This window comes from Stenotrophomonas sp. RS-48 (genome assembly GCF_030053245.1).
In the GTDB taxonomy this organism is placed as follows: domain Bacteria; phylum Pseudomonadota; class Gammaproteobacteria; order Xanthomonadales; family Xanthomonadaceae; genus Stenotrophomonas; species Stenotrophomonas maltophilia_P.
Genome location: NZ_JASGBV010000038.1, coordinates 16,592 through 39,309 on the forward strand (window position 1 = coordinate 16,592; position 22,718 = coordinate 39,309).

The window sequence follows — 22,718 nt, forward strand, 5'->3', positions numbered from 1 at the left end:
TCTCCGCTGGGCTGTGCCCAGTTACAAGGAAGGTGGCCGTGCCTGGCCTGGGGTCCCGCCCGCGGCAGGCGCGGGCCGGGCCGGACGCGCGGGCGCCGGCTCGATGTTGCTGGGCAGTGTGGGGGCCGGCCGGGGCTCCCGCTCCACGTCCACGGGCCGCGGCCATCCGCCGCCCGCCACTACCTCGTTGAGAACGCCATTATCGCCTGTCGGCGCCGGCTTGCCCAATACCTGCGAGGAGGTGGGGGCATTCTCGAGCAGGGGCAAGGGCAGTGCCCCCGGCAGCAGGCCGTCCAGCGGCAGCGCCTGTGGCAGCATGCCGTCCAGCTGCGGCAGCTGGGCCTGCATCCAGGCCACCGCCGGCTGCAGCAACGGCCGCACCTGCGACTGCTGCCATGCCGGCTCAGCCGGCAACGCGGTGAAACCGGCCAGCAGCAACAGCACGCTGGCGAAGAACAGGCCGCGGACCAGGCCCAGGGCACCGCCCAGCAGGCGATCCACGCCGCCCAGCAGGGTCAGTTTGATCGCTGCCTTCAGCAACAGCCCGACCAGCCCGACCGCCACCACGGTGAGCACGAACACCCCCAGATAGCCGGCCAGATAGTGACCCGTGCCGGGTGGCTGCGGCGCCGCCCACCAGTGCGATGCCTCATTGCCGAAGGTGAACGCCATCCAGCCGGCCAGCAGCCAGGACACCAGCGCGACCACCGTGCCGACGAAACCGCGGATGAAGCCGAACAGCACCGACGCACCGATCAGCACGCCCAGCACGATGTCGATCACGCTGCCCGCTCCTGCCGACGACAGCGGCGGACAGCGCGCGTGATCACGGGTGCGGTCGGACCATGCCGGCCACGCCGACCTTGGCCGCCACCTGGGCCTTCAGCTGCTCGGCATCGGCGCGGTTGGCCACCGGCCCGACGCGCACGCGATGCAGGGTGCCCTTTTCGGTGCGGACCTGCTCGACAAAGGCACTGAATCCGGCAGCGCGCACCTTGTCGCGCAGCGCGTTGGCGTCGTTGGCCTGGCCGAACGCCCCCAGCTGGACCGCGAAACCAACACCGCCCGCCGCCGGCGCGGCCGGGGTTTGCGGTTGCGGCTTTGGCTCGGGCTTGGCGACCGGCTTCGTCGCCTCCGGCGTCGCCGTTGCCTTCGGTGCTTCAGGCTTGGCGACCGGCGTGCTGGGCGGCAGGCTCTCGCTGCGCACCGGGTTGCCCGTGGCCGACGTCGTGGACGCCGCCGCCGGGGTGCTGGCCGACGGTGCCGCCGGCGCCGGAGCAGCGGCGGCCGGTGCAGCCGCAGCTGCGGGCGCATCCAGCGTGATCACCTCGGCATGGACGTCGGAGCGGATCTTCACCGCCTGCAGGCGGGCAGCCTCGGCCTGGGCGCGATCAGCATACGGTCCGACGCGCACGCGCCACGCCTGCCGGCCGTTGATGGTCGCCGCCTCGGCAAAGCCCGGCAGCTGCGAACGCTTCAGATAGGCGATCACCGCATCGGCGTCGGCCTTGCTGCCATAGGCGCCGAATGTCACCGCATAGTTGCCGGCAGCCACCGCCGGCGAGGTGTCCACGGTCGGCGGCGTGGCGGGCGCGGCTGCGTCCTGCAGCGGTGCGGCCTGGCCACTCTGCAGGCCGGTGGCACCCCCGGCCGGGGCGACCAGCGGCAGCTCACGGGTCTCGAACTGGCCGTCGGCGGGCGCATTGGGCGCTGCGATCGGCACACTGGCGACACCACTGTCCGGCGCCGGCCCCTTCACCAGCATCGGCAGGAAGATCACGGCGAGTGCCACCAGCACGATGGCACCAATCAATCGCTGTTTCAGAGGCGTATCCACGTGAGGCAGGCAACTGTCCGGGGGTTGCGGTCGATTATACGGGTGCCGGACCGGACGGCGTCGGCGTTGGCTGAACGTGGATCAGGGCGCGGGCTGCAACCACTGCAGGGCCGCAGCGGCCGTGTGGAACGAACCGAATACCAGTACGCGGTCGCCTGACTGGGCCTGTGCCAGCACCTGCGTCAGTGCCTGCTCGACAGTGCCGACCAGCCGTGCGGTGACCGCAGCGGTGCCATGCAGACGTGCCTGCAGCTGCTGCGCACTCTGTCCGCGCGGACCTTCCAGGCCAGCCAGCGTCCACTCGTCCACCACCTCCTGCAGCGCCTGCACCACGCCTTCCGCATCCTTGTCCTGCAACGCGGCATAGACCGCCAGGGTCCGGCCCGGGATAGCTTCGGCCTTCAGCGCGCGTGCCAGCTGGCCGGCCGCCTGCGGGTTGTGACCCACATCGACCCGCACCTGCACGCCATCACGATCGAATGCCTGCAGGCGGCCGTTGATGCGGGCCGCGGCGATGCCAGCCGCCCACGCCGCGCGTGGCAGCGGCCGGTCCAGCGCGCGCAGCGCGGCAATGGCCGCACCCGCATTGGCCAGCTGGATCGGACCGGCCAGCGCGGGGGTCGGCAGTTCCATGCGCAGGCCGACATCGCGCCAGCGCCAGCGCTGGGCATCGATCGGCTCGTAGAAGTAGTCGCTGCCGCCGCGGATGGCGTTCGCGCCCAGCAGATAGGCCCGTGCCAGCACGCTCGACGGCGGGTCGGTCTCGCCCAGGATCACCGGTTTCCAGCCGCGGATGATGCCGGCCTTTTCCGCACCGATCGCTTCACGGTCCTCGCCCAGCCACTCGGCATGGTCGATGTCCACCGTGGTGATCACGGCCACGTCGGCGTCGACGATGTTGACCGCATCCAGGCGCCCTCCCAGCCCGACTTCCAGTACCGCCAGGTCCAGCGCTGCCCCCGCGAACAGCTGCAGGGCGGCCAGCGTGCCGTACTCGAAATAGGTCAGGGTGATGTCGCCACGCGCAGCTTCGACGGCGTTGAATGCCGCCACCAGAGCAGCATCCTCCGCATCCTGCCCATCGATGCGCACGCGTTCGTTGTAGCGCAGCAGGTGCGGCGACGTGTAGGCCCCCACCTTCCAGCCTGCAGCGCGGCCGATGGCCTCGATGAAGGCGACCGTGGAGCCCTTGCCGTTGGTCCCACCGACCACGATGGTGCGCTTGGCCGGCGCGCCCAGTCCCATCCTCGTGGCCACGGCGCGGACGCGCTCCAGGCCCATGTCGATCGTCGCCGGGTGCTGGCGTTCAATGTAATCCAGCCATTCGGCCAGGGTGGTCGGCAGGTTCGTCACGGCAGCGGTTCCAGCAGAAGCAGGGTGGTTCGATGTGGACAGGGATCAGAGGGCGCGGTGCTTGGCTTCGCCGAAGAACGGGGTGTGGTGGGCGCAGTCGTTGAGGCGCACGACCTCCAGGCTCTCCAGGTCCGGACCTTCAAGCAGGTTCAACGTGGTCGGTGCCTGGCGGAAGGTCCACAGCCGCGACAGCGGCAGGCCCAGCACCCTGCACAGGATCACCCGGTTGACGGCATCGTGTGCGACCACCAGCAGCGTGTCGTGCTCCCCGAGGCCCTCGCTGGCGCGTGCCAGGCCGCGCCAGCTGCGCTCGAGCACCAGACGCAGCGACTCGCCGCCCGGCATCAGCACGGTATCGGGTTCCTCACGCCACGCCTTCAACCGCGACGGGTCCTTCTCGTTGATCTCGCTGGCCAGCAGGCCTTCCCACTCGCCATGGGCGATTTCCTGCAGATCCGGTTCGGTCTGCAGCGTGCCGGCACGGTCGGCGCCGAGGGCCAGCTGGGCGGTGCGCTGGGCGCGTGACAGCGGCGAGGCCACCGCACGGGTGATGTCCACGGATGCCAGGCGGGCGCCCAGCGCCTGGGCCTGGGCTTCGCCGATGGGCGAAAGCGGGATGTCGATCTGGCCCTGGTAGCGGCCTTCGGCGTTCCACGGGGTTTCGCCGTGGCGGGCAAGCAGGATGCGCATGCGTGCAAGGAGTCCTGGGGGGAGGAGATGGCCGCGTTTCGTTCACATCCTGTGAAGTACGCGGAACAGGGATGATACCTGTTCGGCGCATCGCACCGGTCGGGACATGAAAAAACCCCGCGACGGGGATCGCGGGGTTTCGGGATTGCAGACGGATTCCGCCGGGCATGGCCCGGCGGCGCCAGCATGAACCTTACTGCGCCAGGTTCAATTCCTTCAGCAGCTGCGGCGCGGGGGCCACTTCCTGCATGATCCACTGCATGTAGCGGCTGTCCACCGCGATCATGCGGGTCATCACCGGGTCGAATACCCAGTTGGAGCTGACCGATTCCCAGTTGCCGTCGAAGGCCAGGCCGACCAGCTTGCCGTGCGCATCGAGCACCGGCGAACCGGAGTTGCCACCGGTGATGTCCAGGTTGGACAGGAAGTTCACCGGCACCGAGCCGATCCGCTTGTCCTCCAGGCCGCCATACCGCTTGGCCTTGACCGCATCCAGCAGTGCCTTCGGCGAGTCGAACGGATCGACGCCGGTTTCCTTCGCCGCAACGCCTTCCAGCGTGGTGAACGGGGTGTACTGGACACCGTCCTTGGCATAGCCCATGACATTGCCGAAGGTGATGCGCAGCGACAGGTTGGCATCGGGGTAGACGAACTCGCCCTTGCTCTTCTTGTAGTCCGCCACCGCCTGCAGGTACAGCGGACGGGCCGTCAGCGATTCACCTTCGCGGATCTTCCTCTGTTCTTCCTGCTTCAGCAGGGCCGGCATCACGGCCACGGCGTACTGGATGGCCGGATCGGTGCTAGCCTCGAAGGCAGCACGGTCGGCCTTGAACCACTTCAGGCGTGCATCGAGGCTGCCCAGCCCGGTGCCGGCCAGCTTCTTCACCAGGCCGTTGACGGCCCCGGCATCGCTGCCGCCCAGCCACTGGTTGAGAACCTCGTTGTTGCGCTGTGCCGCCGGCAGCGCGACGTACTGGTCCAGCCAGTACTGCTGCAGCTGCTGATCCATGCTGGCGACGTAGCGACGGTCCATCTGGCGCAGATTGCCTTCCAGGGTCGGCAGATCGCGCTCCTGGTAACCGGCTTCACGCTCGGCGTCCGGCTTGGCGCGTTCGATCGACAGGCGGTACAGCGACAGCGCGGCGCCCACGGCCGAGGTGTTGTTGAACTGGCCGACGAACAGATCGCGCTCGCGGGTACTCTTGCTGGTATCCAGGTGCTTGAGCAGCTGGGCGTGTGCGGCCAGGGCCGGCTTGCCGGCTGCGCCCTGCTGCTTCAGCCAGGCCAGCACGGCGGCCTCTTCGGCCCGCTTCTGCCCGGCCGCGTCGATGCGCTTGAAGCCTTCCAGCTGGCCGACGTAGTTCTTGGCCACGTTGTTCATGCTGGCCGCCGTGTTGGCGTACTTGACCTTGACGTCGGCGTCGGCCTTGCCGGCCTTGTCGATCAGCGCCAGCACTTCGTTGTAATGGCGGGCGATGGTCGGGTAGGTGAACTCGGCGGTTTCATTGAATTCGCCGGCCAGCGCATAGCGGTTGGTGCGGCCCGGGTAGCCTGCCACCATCACGAAGTCGTCCGCGCCCAGCGGCTGGTCGGCGAACTTCAGGAAGTGCTTCGGCTGGTACGGCACATTGTCGGCCGAGAACGCGGCCGGCTTGCCATCCTTGCCCACGTAGGCGCGATAGAACGAGAAGTCGCCGGTGTGGCGCGGCCACATCCAGTTGTCGACGTCGCCGCCGAACTTGCCGACGCTGCCCGGGGGCGCATAGACCAGGCGCACGTCCTTGATTTCCATGTTGCGGAACAGGCGGTAGGTATTGCCGCCGGAGAAGCTGTACAGACGGCAGCGGAAACCGGCGTCGGCTTCACAGGCGGCGGTCTGGGCCTTGTCGAACGCTTCCAGCGCACGGGTGCGGGCCAGCGGGTCCTTGCCGGCGGCGGCGATGGCGGCCTTGGCCTGGTCGGTGACGTCGGTGATCCGGTCCAGCACGAACACGCGGGCGTTGGGACCGGCGCTGAGTTCGTCCTTCAGGGTCGGCGCGTTGAAACCCTCCTTGATCAGGTTCTTCTCGGCGGTGGAGTTGAGCTGGATCGCGCCGTAGGCACAGTGGTGGTTGGTGACCACCAGGCCCTGCGGGGAGACGAAGCTGGCGGTGCAGCCGCCCAGCGCCACCACCGCGCCCATCGGGTCGCCGGTCAGGTCGGACAGCTGTTCCGGCGACAGTTTCAGGCCGGCCTTCTGCAGCGGGCCGGCGATCTCCGGCAGCTGCTGCGGTACCCACATGCCTTCGGCGGCATGGGCGACCTGGACCAGCCCAAGGCTGGCGACGACGGAGAATGCAAGCAGGTTCGAGCGCATGGAGCGGCCCCTGGTAGTGGAACCTTCGATTGTAGCCCGCCCCCCTGCCCTGTCCCGAACCCCGGAAGTCATGGCCCCCGGCCCGCCGGGCATGGCCCGGCGCTACCCGCACGATTTCCCGATGGCGCGGGACCATGCCCCGCGAGCGCGAGCCGCCCGATTTCCCGGCAGCGCCGGGCCATGCCCGGCGAGCACGCCGGTCACGTTCGAAACGCCCGCCGGCGCACGCCTTTCGTTCCGCCAGCGCGCCCGCAGCGCAACATTGGAATTCCGCGCAGACCTCTATAATCCGCGCTTTCCCCCTGATGAGTTCCACCCCGATGGCGCAGCAAACGATGAAGGCCCTGGTCAAGCGCGAAGCGGCCAAGGGCATCTGGCTCGAAGAGGTCCCGGTGCCGACCCCGGGCCCGAACGAGGTCCTGATCAAGCTGGAAAAGACCGCCATCTGCGGTACCGACCTGCACATCTACCTGTGGGACGAGTGGAGCCAGCGCACCATCAAGCCGGGCCTGACCATCGGCCACGAATTCGTCGGTCGCATCGCCGCGCTTGGCTCGGCGGTGACCGGCTATGAGGTTGGCCAGCGCGTCTCGGCCGAAGGCCACATCGTCTGCGGCCACTGCCGCAACTGCCGTGGCGGCCGCCCGCACCTGTGCCCGAACACCGTCGGCATCGGCGTGAACGTCAATGGCGCCTTCGCCGAGTACATGGTGATGCCGGCCAGCAACCTGTGGCCGATTCCGGACCAGATCCCGTCCGAGCTGGCGGCCTTCTTCGACCCCTACGGCAACGCCGCGCATTGCGCGCTGGAGTTCGACGTGATCGGCGAGGACGTGCTGATCACCGGCGCCGGCCCGATCGGCATCATCGCCGCAGGCATCTGCAAGCACATCGGTGCGCGCAACGTGGTGGTGACCGACGTCAACGACTTCCGCCTGAAGCTGGCCGCCGACATGGGCGCGACGCGCGTGGTCAATGTCACCAACACCTCGCTGAAGGACGTGATGAAGGAACTGCACATGGAGGGCTTCGACGTGGGCCTGGAAATGAGCGGCAATCCGCGCGCCTTCAACGACATGCTCGACTGCATGTACCACGGCGGCAAGATCGCCATGCTCGGCATCATGCCCAAGGGTGCCGGCTGCGACTGGGACAAGATCATCTTCAAGGGCCTGACCGTGCAGGGCATCTACGGCCGCAAGATGTACGAGACCTGGTACAAGATGACGCAGCTGGTGCTGTCCGGTTTCCCGCTCGGCAAGGTGATGACCCACCAGCTGCCGATCGACGACTTCCAGAAGGGCTTCGACCTGATGGAAGAAGGCAAGGCCGGCAAGGTGGTACTGAGCTGGAATTGATCACTCGCGCCTCCGGCGCGACTGCCTGATTCCCCCGCATCTCACTTTGTCCCCGGCCGTTGGCCGGCCCACAGAGTGCCCGACGCCAGACACGAAAAAGGCACCTCCAGGGGTGCCTTTTTCGTTTGATGTCATGCGCCGCTTACTGGCCTACCGCCACCGTGAACACCACCCGGTTGTCGGCCAGCTTGCCGCTGTTGTCGCGGCCGTTGCCGTCGGTGCCGTAGTAGCCCAGGCCGAGGGTGAACAGACCCCAGGTACGGGCCACGCCAACGTTCCAGTCGGTGTAATCCTTGGCAATACCCTTTTCGAAGGTGCTGCGGCCGACGCTGGCGCTCAGCGTGAAATCCTGCGGCAGGCCCCACTCGCCGCCCAGCGCGTAATACCAGCCATCGGTGCTGCTGTTCCACACGTCGTTGCTGTAGGCCACCGTCAGCTTGTAGGTGTCGTCCAGCGTGGTGGTGGTGATCAGCTCGTTGTAGTTCAGCTCGCTGGCGCCGGGGTAGGTGTAGCGGTTCAGCAGCACATCGAAGTTCACGCGCTCGGTGGCGTCGACGCCGTAGCCGATCTGGTAATCCACTTCGACGCTCGGGTCGCCCGGGCCGAAGTCCACGCCCGATCCCCAGACACCGGCATACAGACCAACCGGGCTGGTATAGGTGAAACCGGCCTGCAGGGTGGGATCCTCATCGGTCTGCGACACACCACGGAACAGGTAATCCGACACGGCGGTAACGTTCCAGCTGTACGGCGATTCGCTGTCCTGGGCGCTGGCGGCAAACGGGGCCAGGGTCAGGGCGGCAGCAAGGGCGAGGCAGGCACGAGCGTGCTTCATGGTCGTCTCCGGTGGGGGGGCGGTGGCGTGCAGGGCAGTTGCGGGAACCGGAGCCAGAACGGGCCGGTTCACGATTTTTTAACCCGTTTGCTATTGCATTGCAACATTTGCTGGCCATGGCGGTGCCTGCCTGTCGTCGGTCGACAACCCTCGATGCCCGGTAGAATCGTCGGTTTCCCGTGCTGAGCCGTGCCCACGCCATGACCGACGCCTCCTCCGCCCTGACCCGCCACTATGCCGAGGAACTGGACGCCATCCGCGCCCAGGGCCTGTTCAAGTCCGAGCGGATCATCACCAGTCCGCAATCGGCCGAGATCACGCTGGCCGATGGCCGCAAGGTGCTGAACTTCTGCGCCAACAACTACCTGGGCCTGGCCGATCATCCCGACCTGATCCAGGCCGCCAAGGATGCTCTGGATACCCACGGCTTCGGCATGGCCTCGGTGCGCTTCATCTGCGGCACCCAGGACCTGCACAAGCAGCTCGAGAAACAGATCGCCGACTTCTTCGGCAAGCAGGACACCATCCTGTATGCGGCCTGCTTCGATGCCAACGGCGGCCTGTTCGAGCCGCTGCTCGGCGAGAACGATGCGATCATCTCGGACGCACTGAACCACGCATCGATCATCGACGGTGTGCGCCTGTGCAAGGCCAAGCGCTTCCGCTACGCCAACTGCGACATGACCGACCTGGAAGCGCAGCTGCAGGCCGCCGACGCCGCCGGCTGCAGAACCAAGCTGATCACCACCGACGGCGTGTTCTCGATGGACGGCTTCATTGCACCGCTGGACGAGATCACCGCGCTCGCGAAGAAGTACAACGCGCTGGTGCACATCGATGAATGCCATGCCACGGGTTTCCTGGGCGCCACCGGTCGTGGCTCGGCCGAGGTGAAGGGTGTGCTGGAAAAGATCGACATCATCACCGGCACTCTGGGCAAGGCCATGGGGGGCGCACTGGGCGGCTTCACCTGCGCCAGCGCCGAAGTGATCGAACTGCTGCGCCAGCGCTCGCGCCCGTACCTGTTCTCCAACTCGCTGCCGCCGCATGTGGTCGCCGCCGGCATCAAGGCCTTCGAGATGCTGGCTGCCGCCGACGACCTGCGCGACCGGTTGGCCGAGAACACCGCGTACTTCCGCGGGAAGATGACCGCCGCCGGCTTCGACGTGAAGCCGGGCGTGCATCCGATCAGCCCGGTGATGCTGTACGACGCACCGTTGGCGCAGAAGTTCGCCGAGCGCCTGCTAGAGGAAGGCATCTATGCGATCGGCTTCTTCTTCCCGGTGGTGCCCAAGGGACAGGCACGTATCCGCACCCAGATCAGCGCCGCGCACAGCCGCGAGCAGCTGGACCGCGCGATCGACGCCTTCTCCCGCATCGGCGTCGAGCTGGGCGTGATCAAGGGTTGATCGCCCCGAGGGGCAGCGCCGGGCCATGCCCGGCGGTTTCCCGACAGCCGCGCCATGCGCTCGCCGGGCACGGCCCGGCGCTACCGGAATGACGCGCAATGCGCGTCACTTCTTTTTCTTCTTGTCCTTCGGCTCATCCTTGCTGGCCACCACGACCGGCTTGGCGGCAGCGTCCTGGGCATTGCCACGGGCGACGCGGATGCCATTGGCCTTCATCCATGCATCGAACTCGTCGGCGGTCATCTTCCTGTCGCCGTCGCTCATCAGGAAGCGGTAACTGCCGCGACCATCCAGTTCCGGGGTTTTCACTTCCACCACCGGGGTTTCGGCAGCCGTTTCCGTCTTGGCCATTTTCTTGTGGCCACCGCAGGCGGCCAGCAGCACGATCGGCAGCAGCAGGCCGGCACAGCGCAGGGTTCGGTTGAGGGACGAGTGGTACATGGGCAGGCTCCGTTCGGGATTTCGACGACCAGGCGCCCCCTACGCCTGGAACGGTGACCGGCATCCGCCGGCCGCGGGCATGACGCTCAGCCCGGTGCAGCGGCCCCCAGCCGCTGCTGGTCATTGACCTCCAGCATCCGCCACTGGCCCTTGCCGAGATCGTCGAGCGCCAGGTCGCCGATCGCGACCCGGACCAGGCGCAGCACCTGCAGGTCGAAGGCCGCCAGCAGGCGGCGGATGTGGCGGTTGCGGCCCTCGTCGAGGACCACCTCCAGCCACGCGGTCTTGTCGCCGCTGCGCAGCACGCGCACGGCCCGGGCGGCCAGGAATTCACCCTCGTCGTCCACCCCGGCCTGCAGCGCCGCCAGCGTGGCCGCATCGGGCAGGCGATCGATCTGCACGTGGTAGGTCTTGTCCGGCCCGGTCTGCGGATCGGTCAGGCGCGCCGCCCACTGCGGATCGTTGCTGAACAGCAACAGGCCCTCACTGGCCTTGTCCAGCCGGCCGACCGGCGCGATCCAGGGCAGGCCGGCGCCGTCGAAGCAGCGGTATACGGTGTCACGGCCGCGCTCGTCCTGCGCGGTGGTCACCACCCCGCGCGGCTTGTTGAGCATCAGGTAAAGCCGCTGCGGCGGCGCCAGCGGCAGGCCATCGACCTCGATGGGAGGTGCCGGGCTGCCGATCGGAAACTCCGGGTCACGGACGATACGGCCGGAGACGCGCACGCGGCCCTCGGCGATCCAGCGCGCGGCTTCGCTGCGCGAGCACACGCCGGCCTTGGAGAGCACACGCGCCAGGCCATGGCGCACACCCTTGGATGCATCCGGATCCGCGCGCCCACGCAGGACGTGGGAGCGGGCGGCGGGGGCGGCAGGTGGGCGGCGCGTACGCAAGCCTCTGCTCCCCGCGACGGTTACTTCTTATCGACCGGCTTGGTCTCAGCCGGTGCTTCGGCCGCGGCCGGGGTGGCCACCGGTGCCGGGCGCGCCTTGACCACGCGGACGCCACGCGCCTTCATCCAGGCATCGAATTCCTCGGCGGTCATGCGCTTGCCGTTCTGGCTCATGTCGAAGCGCCACGGCGTATTGTCGAATTCGGTCTGCGGCTTGTACGCCGCCGGATCGTTCGGCTTCACCGCCGGCGCGCTCGGAATCGCCTTGGCGATGTTCTGGCAGCCGTCGATGCGCAGGCGTTGCAGCACCTGGTCCAGCGACTGCGAAGGATCGTAGCTGCTGCTCAGCACACCGGCCGGCATGCCCAGCTGGTTGCCACGGATGTACAGCTCGTCGGCCACCGGCGCGATGGTCGTGGCCGGCAGCGGCAGCGGCGAAGCGCTGGTATTGACCGAGCAATCGACCGCAGCGTGAGCGGCAGGAACCAGGGCCAGCGCCAGGACGGCGGCCGATGCAGAGCGCAGCATGAGAGGCATCCACGGAAGGAAGGTGACGCGGCGAGTGTAGCAATGCGGCGACAGCTTTCAAGCGCCACTTTCAATGAATGCGCCAACTCATTGGTTTTTTGGACAAAAAGCCGACAAACGGTCAGTCCATCGAGGCCCGTTCCAGCTTTTCCCGCCGCAGAAACAACAAGACCCGGCCGAAGCCGGGTCCTGCTGTGTCTTGCGGGCGAAACGTCAGAACTTAGTTCTGGACGTTCAGCTCGGTACGACGGTTCTTGGCACGACCTTCCGGATTGTCCGAACCATCCGGGTTGGTGTTCGGAGCAATCGGACGGCTCTCGCCGTAGCCGATCGGGCCGACCAGACGCGAAGCGTCCACGCCGTTCTTGGTCAGGTAGTTGTACACCGCGGTGGCGCGGCGCTCCGACAGCTTCTGGTTGTAAGCGTCGGTACCCTTCGAGTCGGTGTGACCGGCGACTTCAACGCGCAGATCCGGGTAACGCTTCAGGATCTCGGTGGCTTCGCTCAGGATGGCCACGGCGTCCGGACGCAGGTTCGACTTGTCGAAGTCGAAGTTCACGCCCTTCAGGTCGATCGAGACCGGCACCGGGCAACCGTCCGGACCGATGGTCTGACCCGGCTGCGAGTTCGGGCACTTGTCGTCGCAGTTGTTGACGCCGTCACCGTCGTCATCCAGGTCGGCGCAGCTCGGGGCAACCGGAGCCGGAGCCGGAGCAGCCGCGACCGGAGCCGGGCCCAGCGGGATCACGACGCCGACCGAAGCCAGCACGTCGCCGAACCAGTCTTCGCTGGCAGCGTGGTAGCTCTTGTCGTCGAAGTCAGCGCGGTAGGCCACTTCGGCGCGGACAGCAACGCGCTTGTCGAAGGTGGTCTGCAGGCCGACGCCGAGCTTGGCGGCAACGTTGCCGTCCTTGCGCTCACGCGGACCATTGACGCTGATCGCCGGGTACTCTTCTTCCGACTTCTGGTAGCCCAGGCCACCGACGATGTACGGGTTCCAGCCGCGGCCTTCCTTGATGAAGTGGCGACGCAGGTCCAGCGAGATGCCGTACTGCGACCAGTTCAGGTCCTGATTGCTGTCGAAGTTCGGGTTCTGATAGTTCAGCTCACCGTCCAGCGACCAGTTCGGGCTGATGAACTTACCCAGGCCCAGGGTCACGAACGGAGCGTCGTTGGTCAGACGGTCGTTGTCCTGGAAGTTGAAGCCGGCCGAACCGGTCAGGTACCAGCGGTCATCGAACTCCTGCGCAGAAGCAGCCTGGGCGAAAGCCAGACCACCCAGCAGCGCGGCAGTAAGGATCTTCTTGTTCATTGAGTACAGCTCCTATTTCGGGGGTATGAAACCGGTAGAGGCATGGGCCAGCACTACTGCGTCGATGTTCAGACAGCCGATTCAGCACGCCACCGCCGCGAACATTATGCTCAGGCGGGTGAAGGCCATGTTAACAGTCCCGTAACATGTGAAGTGTTGCGCCCGACCGGCCACCGGTCCGACGTTGAAACCCTATACAGGATGATGAAAATCCGCAAGACCCTCACCCCATAAGGGTTTGACGGTGTTTAGGCAACGCAGGCGACATTCTGCGGAACGCGCGGCGAAGGAGATTCAGCGCGCCCCCGGAAACGTGAGGAACCTTATGATGAAAAGGGAAACCGAGCCGGAGCCGAGATGAAAGCCGTCGCCCTGAGTCGTGAATCCGCCCCCGCCCTGCAGGATCTCCGGCTGCCGCCGCCGCTGCCGCCAGCCGGCCGCGATCTGCTGGTCCGCGTGCAGGCGGTTTCGATCAATCCGGTCGACGGCAAGCAGCGTGCCGCCACCGATCCGGCCACGCTGGACACGCCGCGGGTGCTCGGCTGGGATGCGGCGGGCGTGGTCGAGGCCATCGGCGAGGACGCCCGCCTGTTCGCCTCCGGCGACGAGGTCTACTACGCCGGCGATGTCACCCGCTCCGGCTGCAATGCCCAGTATCAGCTGGTGGATGAGCGGCTGGTCGCACGCAAGCCCACCACGCTGGATTTCGCCGAGGCAGCGGCGCTGCCGCTGACCACGCTGACCGCATGGGAGCTGCTGTTCGAGCGCATGCCGCTGCATCTGGATGACCGCCGCCACGCCGGGCAGCACCTGTTGGTGATCGGCGGCGCCGGCGGCGTCGGTTCGATGGCCATCCAGCTGGCCCACCATGCCGGCTTCACGGTCATTGCCACCGCCTCCCGCGAGCGGTCGGCCGACTGGTGCCGGCAGATGGGCGCCCATCACGTGATCGACCATCGCCAGCCGCTGCAGCCGCAGCTGCAGGCGTTGGGCATCAGCGCCGTGCAGATCGCGCTCAACCTGGCCGACACCGATCACTACTGGGATGAACTGGGCCAGCTGCTGGCGCCGCAGGGGCACGTCGGGCTGATCGTCGAGCCCCGTGGCGCGCTGCGCATCGGCGACCCGTACAAGGCCAAATGCATCGGCATCCACTGGGAATTCATGTTCGCGCGATCGCGCTTCGATACCGCCGACCGCATCGAGCAGCACCGCATCCTGAGCCGCGCCGCGAGCATGATCGATGCAGGCCAGCTGCGTGGCACGCTCAGCGAGACACTCGGCACGATCAATGCCGCCAACCTGCAGGCGGCGCATGAGCGGCTGGCCAGCGGCCGCACGCTGGGCAAGCTGGCACTGGCAGGCTGGGACGACTGACGCGCGCGCTGTGGCGCGGGATTCACCCGGATCTGTATCTATGGGAGCTGGCGATTCGGGATTACGGTGGAGACAGATTCCCTCCCCCCGAGCGCTCCCATGCCCACTGCCCTGCCCCTGCGCCTGCTGCAACTGATCGTCGGCCTGTTCCTGTACGGCTTCGGCGCCTCGCTGATGATCCGTGCCGCGATCGGTGTCGCGCCCTGGGACGTGCTGTCACAGGGCGTCGCGGCGCAGACCCCGCTGTCCTTCGGCCTGGCCACGAACGTGATCGGCGCGCTGGTCCTGCTGCTGTGGTGGCCCCTGCGGCAGAAGCCGGGCGTCGGCACCGTGCTCAACGTGCTGCTGATCGGTCCGTCCGCGCAGTTCGGCCTGTGGCTGTTGCCGCCGGCTGTCGGCCTGGTCTGGCAGGTGGCGATGTTCGGTGCCGGCATGCTGCTGGTGGCACTGGCCACCGGCCTGTACATCGGCGCGCGACTCGGCCCCGGCCCGCGCGACGGGCTGATGACCGGCCTGCATGCCCGCACCGGCTGGCCGATCTGGAAGGTGCGCAGCCTGATCGAAGGCAGCGTCCTGCTGCTGGGCTGGTGGCTGGGAGGCAACGTGGGCGTCGGCACCCTGGCCTTTGCGCTGCTGATCGGCCCGCTGTGCGGGGTGACGCTGGGCTGGTTCGGCATCGGCCGGCCCCTGCCGGCGGATGGCGCCGGGCCACGCCCGGCGAGCGCGCAGCGCGGCCACGGGTAGCCGCATCGCCGGGCATGGCCCGGCGCTACCGATTCGCCCGCCCCTTGCCCCGACCGCCGTTTCGCGGCACGCTTCGCGCTTCCGTACGCAAGCGTATCGACCATGTCGCCAGCCAACGAAAGCGCCTATCCCCACCTGTTCGCCCCGCTCGATCTGGGCTTCACCCAGCTGCGCAACCGGGTGCTGATGGGTTCGATGCACACCGGGCTGGAAGATCGCGCGCGCGATTTCCCGCGCCTGGCCGCCTACTTCGCCGAGCGCGCCGAAGGCGGCGTGGGCCTGATCGTCACCGGCGGCTTCGCCCCCAACGTGGTCGGCTGGCTCAAACCCTTCGGCGGCAAGCTGTCCTGGCCCTGGGAAGTGCGTCCGCACCGGCAACTGACGGCCGCCGCCCACCAGCATGGCGCGAAGATCTGTCTGCAGCTGCTGCACGCCGGCCGCTATGCCTACCACCCCCTGTCGGTGGCGCCCTCCAAGCTCAAGGCGCCGATCAATCCGTTCACCCCGCGCGCACTGTCGGCCAGCGGCGTCGAACGGCACATCGCCGATTACGCACGCAGCGCCAGGCTGGCACGCGAAGCCGGCTACGACGGTGTCGAAGTGATGGGCTCGGAGGGATACCTCATCAACGAGTTCATCGCCCCGCGCACCAACACGCGCACGGACCGCTGGGGCGGCGATGCCTCCCAGCGCATGCGCTTCGCAGTGGAGATCGTGCGCCGCATCCGCGAAGCCTGCGGCCCGGATTTCATCATCATCTACCGGCTGTCACTGGTGGATCTGGTTGAGGACGGCAGCAACTGGGAGGAAATCGTGCAGCAGGCGCAGGCCATCGAGGCCGCGGGCGCGACGATCATCAATTCCGGCATCGGCTGGCACGAGGCGCGCATTCCCACCATCGCCACCTCGGTGCCCCGCGCCGCCTTCGCCGGGGTCACCGCCAAGCTGAAGCCGCATGTGGCGGTGCCGCTGGTGGCGACCAACCGCATCAACATGCCCGAGGTTGCCGAGCGCATTCTCGCCGACGGCGGTGCGGACATGGTGTCGCTTGCGCGCCCGCTGCTGGCCGACCCGCAATGGCCGAACAAGGCGCGCGCCGGCCGTGCCGACACGATCAACACGTGCATCGCCTGCAACCAGGCATGCCTGGACCACGTCTTCGAGAACAAGCTGGCCAGTTGCCTGGTCAATCCGCGGGCCGCGCACGAAACCGAACTGGTCTACCGCCCGACGTCCACACCGAAGCGGGTGGCGGTGGTGGGCGCGGGCCCGGCCGGCCTGGCCTGCGCCACGGTGGCCGCCGAGCGCGGTCACCAGGTCACCCTGTTCGACGCCAGCGACGAGATCGGCGGCCAGTTCAATGTGGCCAAGCGCATCCCGGGCAAGGAAGAGTTCCACGAGACGCTGCGCTATTTCCGCCACAAGCTGCAGGACACGGGCGTGCAGCTGCGCCTGGGTACCCGGGCAGATGCGACCCACCTGGCCGGCTTCGACGAGGTCGTGCTGGCGACCGGCATCACGCCGCGCCGGGTCGACTTCCCCGGCGCGGACCACGCCAAGGTCGTCAGCTACCTGGACGTGCTGCAGGGCCGGGTCGAGGTGGGCGCCAGCGCGGCCATCATCGGTGCCGGCGGCATCGGCTTCGATGTCGGGGAATTCCTCAGCCACGAGGGCCCATCGCCGTCGCTGGACCCGCAGCGCTGGATGGCCGAATGGGGGGTGGACGCCACCTTCGAGGCCCGCGGCTCGCTGGCCCGCCCGCAGGTGGACGCTTCGCCACGCCGGCTGTGGCTGCTGCAGCGCAGCCCCGGCAAGCCGGGTGCGCGCCTGGGCAAGACCACCGGTTGGATCCATCGCGCCACGCTGAAGGCCAAGGGCGTGCGGATGCTGGGCGGCGTCGAGTATCTCGGCGTGGACGACCAGGGGCTGCGCATCCGCGTGGAAGGCAGCGAACAGCTGCTGCCGGTGGATCATGTGGTGATCTGTGCAGGGCAGGAACCGAACCGCGCGCTGCAGGCCGAACTGCAGGCGGCGGGCATCAGCGCACAGCTGATCGGCGGTGCCGATGTGGCCGCCGAACTGGACGCCAAACGCGCCATCGATCAGGGCAGCCGGGTGGCAGCCGCCCTTTGATCCACACCTGAATGGGCGGCGGAATGTGATTTCCGTCACCCGCCTCGAAGCTGAATGTCAAGCTGGGCGATTCATGATGCGTTCGGCCAGCCCCCCCTACCTTGCGCCAACTTTCCGCTCACCACCCAGTTTCCGGTGAGCCGGTGCGGCCCTCCCGGATCGTTCATCGATCCTCTTTTCCCGGGCCGCCCACGGGGCGGCCCCGATGGCCGCCTCCCCATGACGCCAAGTCGTACCCCGCCTCCTGCCCTCTCTTCGGCCGGAACCCCGTGGTGCGGCCCATACGGAGCAAGGAGTTATATGAAACTGGCCTGGATTCTCTGGCTGTCGCAGTTGCTGCCCCAGCCGGCGGCTGATTCATTGTGTTTGAGCACCACCGTATACCTGGAAGCCCGCGACCAGACCCTGCGCGGCCAGCAGGCCGTGGCCGAAGTGGCACTGCGCCGCCTCGACAGCGGCCTGTGGGGCGACTCGATGTGCCAGGTGGTGACCGCACGCAAGCAGTTCGCCCCGACCATCGTCTCCCCCGGCACCCAGCTGGGCAACGACGCGGCCTGGAGCGAGGCCATGAGCGTGGCCTTCGATGCGGAGCGCAACTGGGCGCTGCCGGCCGGCGAGCGCCGCGAGATCGTTCCCGGTGCCAGCCATTTCGCCGCCCTGGCCATCGCCAGCCCGAACTGGCGCAATGCCTACCAGGTGGCCACCATCGGTGATCACACCTTCTATAAGGTGCAGAACCTCAAGCCCCGGCAGTCGTAACGAACTGTTGCCGGCGGCAGCGTTGCCGCGCGCCGGCAGGCTCTGGGATAGTGGGCGATTCCCGCACACCCCGCCTGGAGTTCCCATGAAGCTGTACAGCAAGCCCGGTGCCTGCTCCACCGCCGACCACATCGCCCTGCAGTGGACCGGCCAGCCGTTCGAGGTCGAACTGCTCGACAAGGACACCCTGAAGGGGCCGGAATTCCTCAAGATCAACCCGGCCGGCTCGGTTCCGGCGCTGGTCGATGGCGACTTCATCCTGCTGCAGAACGCGGCCATCATGGGCTACATCGCCGACCGCTTCCCGCAGGCCGGCCTGGCCGGCGACGGCAGCCCGCGCCAGCGTGCCGAGGCCACCCGCTGGCTGGCCTTCGTCAACTCCGATGTGCACCCGGCGTTCTCGCCGCTGTTCGCACCGGGCAAGTTCATCGGCGATGAGAGCCAGTACGACGCGATCCGCGCGGCCGCCCGCAAGCGCCTGCGCGGCCTGTTCGAGACGGCCGACCGGCAGCTGGCGGACAAGCCCTGGCTGGCCGGTTTCCGCAGCTTCGCCGACCCGTACTTCTACATCACCCTGCGCTGGGCAGCCGGCGCCAAGGTCGACCTGTCGGGGCTGGATCATCTGGCCGCCTACAAGGCGCGCATGGACGCCGATGCCGGCGTGCAGGCCGCACTGAAGGCCGAAGGCCTGGCCTGACCGCACACGGAGCCGCCGGCAGCGCAGGCGGCTCCGATCCGGCGTCCCGGCCCGGCGCCGGGCATCGCCGGCGCCCCGTGTCCACCGTTCAACCGATCTCGCGGATCACGGCACCCTTGGCGTCACGCAGCAGCGTCGGCACCACCTCGACCTGCAGCTGACCGCCCAGCGGGTAGATCCCGCGCTCGGCACGCACGTCCTGCCACGCCTGGACCCCCTGTGCATCCAATGCCCAGCGCGCGCTGTCGGCATCGACGTCGTTGGCGCCGCCGCCCGCAGCCGGGGGGAACTCCCATTGGCGCTCACGGCTGACCAGCACCAGTGATGCGCCATGGTGCAGGCGCAGCGGCAGCAGCTCGCGCACGCTCGGCACCTGGCCGGCGCCGAGCACCAGCGTGGTCACGCCCGAGACCTGTCGCCAGTCCAGCGTTTCAATGAACAACATGCCGGTGCTGGAACCCTCCCGCGCACTGCCCGCCTGCACCTGCGCCGCCAGTGCCGGATCATCCAGCAGGTCGCCCCGATGCAGATCGGTGATCCACAGGGGCATCGCCGGCTCCAGCACGTGCAGCACCCCGCGGGTCGACCAGCGTTTCACTGCAGCCATTTCCCCATCCGTCAGCCCGACCAGCTGCAGGAACTGCAGGCGGCCGTTGGCCGTCTCGCGCGCCGGCAACTGCGGGTCGGCGATGAAAGCCAGATGGCGCAGGCGGGTGTCGGACTCGAGGGCAATCGGGCCGTTCGCGTCAAGGTGGTGGCCATCCTCGAACACGTTGCCGCTGCCGAACACGTAGCGCGCCAGGTTCTGCAGCAGGTTCATCGGCCATGTCGGCGGTGCCTGTTCGGCGTGCACGCCCTCGCCTGCTGCCAGACGGAAGGTCAGCTCGAATCCGTAGCCGCTTGCTTCGGCGTCACTGCTCTCCTTGGCGTACAGCTCGGACAGGCCATAGGTGATGTAGTGCCAGTGCGGTACCGGCGCCTCCGCACGGTAGACACTGATGCCATCGAGGGGATCCTGGCCGCCCAGCGTGTACGGCAATGCCGTTCCGAAATGCAGGGGCTCCTGGCCCGCGTACAGCGGCGCCAACGCCGCATTGATCGCGTCCCAGCCGGGGGTGTCGGTGTCGTCGTGGTCGTCCTGCACGAGAGGCTCCTGATGGGAATGAAACCATCCACTCTACGCGCTGCGTCAGGCCTGCACGACTCCGCGATCGCCGGCTGCCAGCGATGCCTGCGTTTCCTGCCACCAGCGCTGTGCCAGTGCCGGGCTGCGTGCCTTGCCTACCGCCGCCAGCAGTTCCGGGCACAGGCGCTCCAGGGCCGAGGCATCGGTGCAGCGCTCGATCTTCAACTGCATGAAGTAGCCCTTCAGCCCGAGGTGGCGCCGCACGGCTTCGCTCATCGCCTCGTACAGCTGCTGATACAGCGCCGGGTCCTGTTCGCGGCCATTGCTGAGGCCAGCGACCGGCACCGCACCGGCGCTGCCCCCCACCACTTCGATCAGCTCCATCGCGGCCAGCTGTTCCAGCGCATCGGGTGGCGCCCGCAGTCCTTCGAGCAGACTGCGCAGTTCGGTGTCATCGCGGCGACCATCGACCATCAGCAGGATCGAGCGCAGCGCGGCCGGCAGGCGCCGCGCACGATCCTCGATTTCCTGGCGGCCAGCGGCCGTCTTGGCGTGCAGCAGTGCCATAGCTCCCCCGTTCCATGATGCGCATGCCTGCGCGCCCTCACGGACGCGCTCCCCGGCATCGAGCTTAACGCACCGCTGGTACGGTGAACGCTGCGGTGCAGCACCGCTGCATCCCTTGCCTCGGCCCGCTGCACGCGGCCCCGGCAATACAGGACCGGTCTAGCGTCCCAGCGCGCGGCGGATCTCCTCCAGGGCGGCCGGGTCATCCAGGGTCGACAGATCGCCGGGATCGCGCTGCTCGGCCAGCGCCTGCAGCGAGCGCCGCAGCAGTTTGCCCGAGCGCGTCTTCGGCAACGCGTTGACCACGTGCACGTGCGCCGGCCGTGCAACCGCCCCCAGCGACGTGGTCACCGTTGCCATCATCTCCGCCACCACCGGTGCAGGGTCTTCGCCCCCCAGCCCCTGCTTGAGGGTGACGAAGACCAGCGGCACCTGTCCCTTCAGTTCATCCTTCACGCCGATCACCGCGGCCTCCGCCACACGCGGGTGGCTGGAAATGGCTTCCTCGATCTCACGTGTCCCCAGGCGATGCCCGGCGACGTTGATGACATCGTCGGTACGGCCGAGGATGAAGGTGTAGCCGTCATCGTCGCGGATCGCCCAGTCCAGCGAGCTGTACAGCAGTTCCTTGAAATGGCTGAAGTAGCTCTGCAGGAAGCGGCTGTCGGCGTTCCACACCGTGCTCATGCAGCCCGGCGGCAATGGCGGGGTGACCACCAGGACTCCCTTCTGCCCGGGTGCGACTTCTTCGCCGGTGTTCTCGTCGATCACCTTCATGCGGTAACCGAGGTTGGGGAAGCCCGGCGAACCAAAGCGCACCGGCTTCATCTCCAGGCCCGGCAACAGGGTCAAGGCCGGCCAGCCGGTTTCGGTCTGCCAGTAGTTGTCGATGATCGGTTTGCCCAGCGCTTCATTGATCCAGTGCGCGGTCGGCTCATCCAGCGGTTCGCCGGCCAGGAACAGGTACTTCAACGCGCGCAGGTCGTGGCGATGGATGAAATCCGCGTCGTGCTTCTTCAGCACGCGGATCGCGGTGGGAGAGGAGAACATCGTGCGCACGTTGTACTGCTCGCACAGGGCCCACCAGATGCCCGGATCCGGATGGGTCGGCAGGCCTTCGTACAACAGCGATGTGCAACCGCCGATCAGCGGTCCATACACGTTGTAGGAATGTCCTACGGCCCAGCCGACATCGGAGGTGGAGAACATCACCTGCCCCGGCTTGCAGTCGAAAACGGTCTCCATCGACTGTGCCATCGCCACCGCGTATCCGCCCACATCACGCTGCACGCCCTTGGGCTTGCCGGTGGTGCCGGAGGTATACAGCAGATAGCTCGGCTCGCTCGCTTCCAGCCACTGCACCGGAACATCGACGGCACCGACTTCCGCGCGCAGCGTCGCGTACTCGACGTCGCGGCCCTCGATGCGCGGCTCGGCCGGATCCAGCCCGCGCGAAACGATCAGCACGTGCGGCGGTGGATGCCCGGCTTCCGCACAGGCGGCGTCCACCATCGGCTTGTAGGGAATGAGCTTGCCTCCGCGCATGCCGGCATCGGCCGCGATCAGCAGCTTGGGTCTGGCATCGTCGATGCGCAGAGCAAGGTTGTGCGCGGCGAAACCACCGAACACCACCGAGTGCACGGCGCCGATGCGCGCGCAGGCCAGCATCGCGAACACGGCTTCGGCCATGTTCGGCATGTAGATGACCACGCGGTCGCCATGGCCGACGCCCAGGCGCTGGAGCACGGCAGCGAAGTCGTTCACTTCACGGTGCAGCTGCCGGTAGGTGATCTCGCGGGTGCTGTTGGTTTCGGTGGAAATGGCCACCAGCGCGAGCTGGTCGGGCCGAGTGTCCAGATGGCGATCGACCGCGTTGTAACAGAGGTTGGTTTCGCCGCCCACATACCAGCGCCGGAACGGCGGGTTGCTGTAGTCGAGCACCTGTTGCGGCGGCTTGTGCCAATGGATGCGCTTGGCTTCCTCGCCCCAGAACGCCTCCGGCTCGTCGATCGAGCGGCGGTAGGTTTCCTCGTAGTTCATGACGCAGCCCTCCCAGACGAAGTCATGGGTTCGAGCATAGTGCCGCGTTGCCGCGCGTTCCGCCCTACCTTGGTAGGGGGGTGGGTTTTCCATGCAGGGCTGCCGCCCTGCACCTGCAGAGGCAACGTCAACAGCTGGACTATTGAGGGATGGCGGGGTGGGTCCGGTTGCGGGAGACGCCGTAAACCCGTCCATGGGGGCTTGGCCGCGGCATCCATGCCGCGGACACTCCCGCAACCGGACCCACCCCGCCTTCGACAGTTT

20 protein-coding genes are annotated in these 22,718 nt (G+C 67.7%); 7 read left to right on the top strand and 13 right to left on the bottom strand.

Features of this window, described 5'->3' with window-relative positions; translation table 11 throughout:
• Positions 1-21 precede the first annotated feature (21 nt).
• The 5 genes from QMZ25_RS08145 to QMZ25_RS08165 form a co-directional block, all read right to left on the bottom strand.
• Complete coding sequence (locus tag QMZ25_RS08145) at positions 22-783, bottom strand: CvpA family protein (RefSeq protein ID WP_053519448.1); 762 nt, start codon at positions 781-783, stop codon at positions 22-24.
• 43 nt (positions 784-826) lie between these two features.
• Positions 827-1,837, bottom strand: a complete 1,011-nt coding sequence (locus QMZ25_RS08150) for an SPOR domain-containing protein (protein ID WP_283219427.1) — start codon at positions 1,835-1,837, stop codon at positions 827-829.
• A gap of 81 nt (positions 1,838-1,918) precedes the next feature.
• Positions 1,919-3,190: a bifunctional tetrahydrofolate synthase/dihydrofolate synthase gene (gene folC / locus QMZ25_RS08155; RefSeq protein ID WP_283219428.1), complete on the bottom strand. Its 1,272-nt coding sequence runs from the start codon at positions 3,188-3,190 to the stop codon at positions 1,919-1,921.
• Between the two features lie 45 nt (positions 3,191-3,235).
• The gene (locus tag QMZ25_RS08160) at positions 3,236-3,880 is read right to left on the bottom strand and encodes a histidine phosphatase family protein (protein WP_053519451.1); all 645 of its coding nucleotides are present in this window, start codon (positions 3,878-3,880) and stop codon (positions 3,236-3,238) included.
• 193 nt (positions 3,881-4,073) lie between these two features.
• Positions 4,074-6,236, bottom strand: coding sequence for a S46 family peptidase (locus tag QMZ25_RS08165; RefSeq protein WP_164152129.1), 2,163 nt, complete (start codon positions 6,234-6,236; stop codon positions 4,074-4,076).
• Between the two features lie 335 nt (positions 6,237-6,571).
• Here QMZ25_RS08165 and tdh point away from each other — a divergent pair, with 335 nt between their 5' ends.
• On the top strand, positions 6,572-7,594 hold the full coding sequence (gene tdh / locus QMZ25_RS08170; RefSeq protein ID WP_053520036.1) for an L-threonine 3-dehydrogenase: 1,023 nt from the start codon (positions 6,572-6,574) through the stop codon (positions 7,592-7,594).
• A gap of 142 nt (positions 7,595-7,736) precedes the next feature.
• On the opposite strand, the gene QMZ25_RS08175 is transcribed toward tdh, so the two are convergent.
• Positions 7,737-8,429 carry a TorF family putative porin gene (locus QMZ25_RS08175; protein WP_053520023.1) on the bottom strand — a complete coding sequence of 231 codons (693 nt, stop codon included), beginning with the start codon at positions 8,427-8,429 and terminating at the stop codon, positions 7,737-7,739.
• Positions 8,430-8,629: 200 nt separating this feature from the next.
• Here QMZ25_RS08175 and kbl point away from each other — a divergent pair, with 200 nt between their 5' ends.
• The gene (gene kbl / locus QMZ25_RS08180) at positions 8,630-9,838 is read left to right on the top strand and encodes a glycine C-acetyltransferase (RefSeq protein ID WP_197600982.1); all 1,209 of its coding nucleotides are present in this window, start codon (positions 8,630-8,632) and stop codon (positions 9,836-9,838) included.
• Between the two features lie 105 nt (positions 9,839-9,943).
• Here the strand turns inward: kbl and QMZ25_RS08185 are convergent, their stop codons facing one another.
• The 4 genes from QMZ25_RS08185 to QMZ25_RS08200 all read right to left on the bottom strand — a co-directional run bounded on the left by QMZ25_RS08185 (position 9,944) and on the right by QMZ25_RS08200 (position 13,011).
• Positions 9,944-10,279, bottom strand: coding sequence for a hypothetical protein (locus QMZ25_RS08185; RefSeq protein ID WP_283219429.1), 336 nt, complete (start codon positions 10,277-10,279; stop codon positions 9,944-9,946).
• A gap of 86 nt (positions 10,280-10,365) precedes the next feature.
• Positions 10,366-11,124 carry a pseudouridine synthase gene (locus QMZ25_RS08190; RefSeq protein ID WP_253118941.1) on the bottom strand — a complete coding sequence of 253 codons (759 nt, stop codon included), beginning with the start codon at positions 11,122-11,124 and terminating at the stop codon, positions 10,366-10,368.
• Between the two features lie 68 nt (positions 11,125-11,192).
• Complete coding sequence (locus tag QMZ25_RS08195) at positions 11,193-11,699, bottom strand: hypothetical protein (protein WP_065182879.1); 507 nt, start codon at positions 11,697-11,699, stop codon at positions 11,193-11,195.
• Between the two features lie 220 nt (positions 11,700-11,919).
• A complete protein-coding gene (locus QMZ25_RS08200; protein ID WP_065182878.1) occupies positions 11,920-13,011 on the bottom strand; it encodes an OmpA family protein in 1,092 nt (363 codons plus the stop codon).
• A gap of 357 nt (positions 13,012-13,368) precedes the next feature.
• Here QMZ25_RS08200 and QMZ25_RS08205 point away from each other — a divergent pair, with 357 nt between their 5' ends.
• From QMZ25_RS08205 to QMZ25_RS08225, 5 genes are all read left to right on the top strand, one after another.
• Positions 13,369-14,388 carry a zinc-binding alcohol dehydrogenase family protein gene (locus QMZ25_RS08205; RefSeq protein ID WP_065182877.1) on the top strand — a complete coding sequence of 340 codons (1,020 nt, stop codon included), beginning with the start codon at positions 13,369-13,371 and terminating at the stop codon, positions 14,386-14,388.
• Between the two features lie 99 nt (positions 14,389-14,487).
• Positions 14,488-15,132 (top strand): hypothetical protein, encoded by a 645-nt coding sequence (locus QMZ25_RS08210; RefSeq protein ID WP_283219430.1) that lies wholly within the window; start codon positions 14,488-14,490, stop codon positions 15,130-15,132.
• A gap of 102 nt (positions 15,133-15,234) precedes the next feature.
• Complete coding sequence (locus QMZ25_RS08215; protein WP_283219431.1) at positions 15,235-17,265, top strand: NADPH-dependent 2,4-dienoyl-CoA reductase; 2,031 nt, start codon at positions 15,235-15,237, stop codon at positions 17,263-17,265.
• Between the two features lie 300 nt (positions 17,266-17,565).
• Positions 17,566-18,024, top strand: coding sequence for a cell wall hydrolase (locus QMZ25_RS08220; protein ID WP_053520031.1), 459 nt, complete (start codon positions 17,566-17,568; stop codon positions 18,022-18,024).
• An 85-nt stretch (positions 18,025-18,109) separates the two neighbouring features.
• Positions 18,110-18,721, top strand: coding sequence for a glutathione S-transferase N-terminal domain-containing protein (locus tag QMZ25_RS08225; RefSeq protein ID WP_053520032.1), 612 nt, complete (start codon positions 18,110-18,112; stop codon positions 18,719-18,721).
• 88 nt (positions 18,722-18,809) lie between these two features.
• On the opposite strand, the gene QMZ25_RS08230 is transcribed toward QMZ25_RS08225, so the two are convergent.
• From QMZ25_RS08230 to prpE, 3 genes are all read right to left on the bottom strand, one after another.
• Positions 18,810-19,865 carry a suppressor of fused domain protein gene (locus QMZ25_RS08230; RefSeq protein WP_283219432.1) on the bottom strand — a complete coding sequence of 352 codons (1,056 nt, stop codon included), beginning with the start codon at positions 19,863-19,865 and terminating at the stop codon, positions 18,810-18,812.
• A gap of 45 nt (positions 19,866-19,910) precedes the next feature.
• On the bottom strand, positions 19,911-20,414 hold the full coding sequence (locus QMZ25_RS08235; RefSeq protein WP_283219433.1) for a hypothetical protein: 504 nt from the start codon (positions 20,412-20,414) through the stop codon (positions 19,911-19,913).
• 159 nt (positions 20,415-20,573) lie between these two features.
• Complete coding sequence (gene prpE, locus QMZ25_RS08240) at positions 20,574-22,454, bottom strand: propionate--CoA ligase (protein ID WP_283219434.1); 1,881 nt, start codon at positions 22,452-22,454, stop codon at positions 20,574-20,576.
• Positions 22,455-22,718: the final 264 nt, after the last annotated feature.

Excerpts from the sequence above, each read along its gene's own strand:
- QMZ25_RS08160 (WP_053519451.1), bottom strand. The coding sequence starts at position 3,880 with ATGCGCATCCTGCTTGCCCGCCACGGCGAAACCCCGTGGAACGCCGAA.
- QMZ25_RS08165 (WP_164152129.1), bottom strand. The coding sequence starts at position 6,236 with ATGCGCTCGAACCTGCTTGCATTCTCCGTCGTCGCCAGCCTTGGGCTG.
- tdh (WP_053520036.1), top strand. The coding sequence starts at position 6,572 with ATGAAGGCCCTGGTCAAGCGCGAAGCGGCCAAGGGCATCTGGCTCGAA.
- QMZ25_RS08175 (WP_053520023.1), bottom strand. The coding sequence starts at position 8,429 with ATGAAGCACGCTCGTGCCTGCCTCGCCCTTGCTGCCGCCCTGACCCTG.
- kbl (WP_197600982.1), top strand. The coding sequence starts at position 8,630 with ATGACCGACGCCTCCTCCGCCCTGACCCGCCACTATGCCGAGGAACTG.
- QMZ25_RS08185 (WP_283219429.1), bottom strand. The coding sequence starts at position 10,279 with ATGTACCACTCGTCCCTCAACCGAACCCTGCGCTGTGCCGGCCTGCTG.
- QMZ25_RS08195 (WP_065182879.1), bottom strand. The coding sequence starts at position 11,699 with ATGCTGCGCTCTGCATCGGCCGCCGTCCTGGCGCTGGCCCTGGTTCCT.
- QMZ25_RS08200 (WP_065182878.1), bottom strand. The coding sequence starts at position 13,011 with ATGAACAAGAAGATCCTTACTGCCGCGCTGCTGGGTGGTCTGGCTTTC.
- QMZ25_RS08205 (WP_065182877.1), top strand. The coding sequence starts at position 13,369 with ATGAAAGCCGTCGCCCTGAGTCGTGAATCCGCCCCCGCCCTGCAGGAT.
- QMZ25_RS08210 (WP_283219430.1), top strand. The coding sequence starts at position 14,488 with ATGCCCACTGCCCTGCCCCTGCGCCTGCTGCAACTGATCGTCGGCCTG.
- QMZ25_RS08215 (WP_283219431.1), top strand. The coding sequence starts at position 15,235 with ATGTCGCCAGCCAACGAAAGCGCCTATCCCCACCTGTTCGCCCCGCTC.
- QMZ25_RS08220 (WP_053520031.1), top strand. The coding sequence starts at position 17,566 with ATGAAACTGGCCTGGATTCTCTGGCTGTCGCAGTTGCTGCCCCAGCCG.
- QMZ25_RS08225 (WP_053520032.1), top strand. The coding sequence starts at position 18,110 with ATGAAGCTGTACAGCAAGCCCGGTGCCTGCTCCACCGCCGACCACATC.
- QMZ25_RS08235 (WP_283219433.1), bottom strand. The coding sequence starts at position 20,414 with ATGGCACTGCTGCACGCCAAGACGGCCGCTGGCCGCCAGGAAATCGAG.
- prpE (WP_283219434.1), bottom strand. The coding sequence starts at position 22,454 with ATGAACTACGAGGAAACCTACCGCCGCTCGATCGACGAGCCGGAGGCG.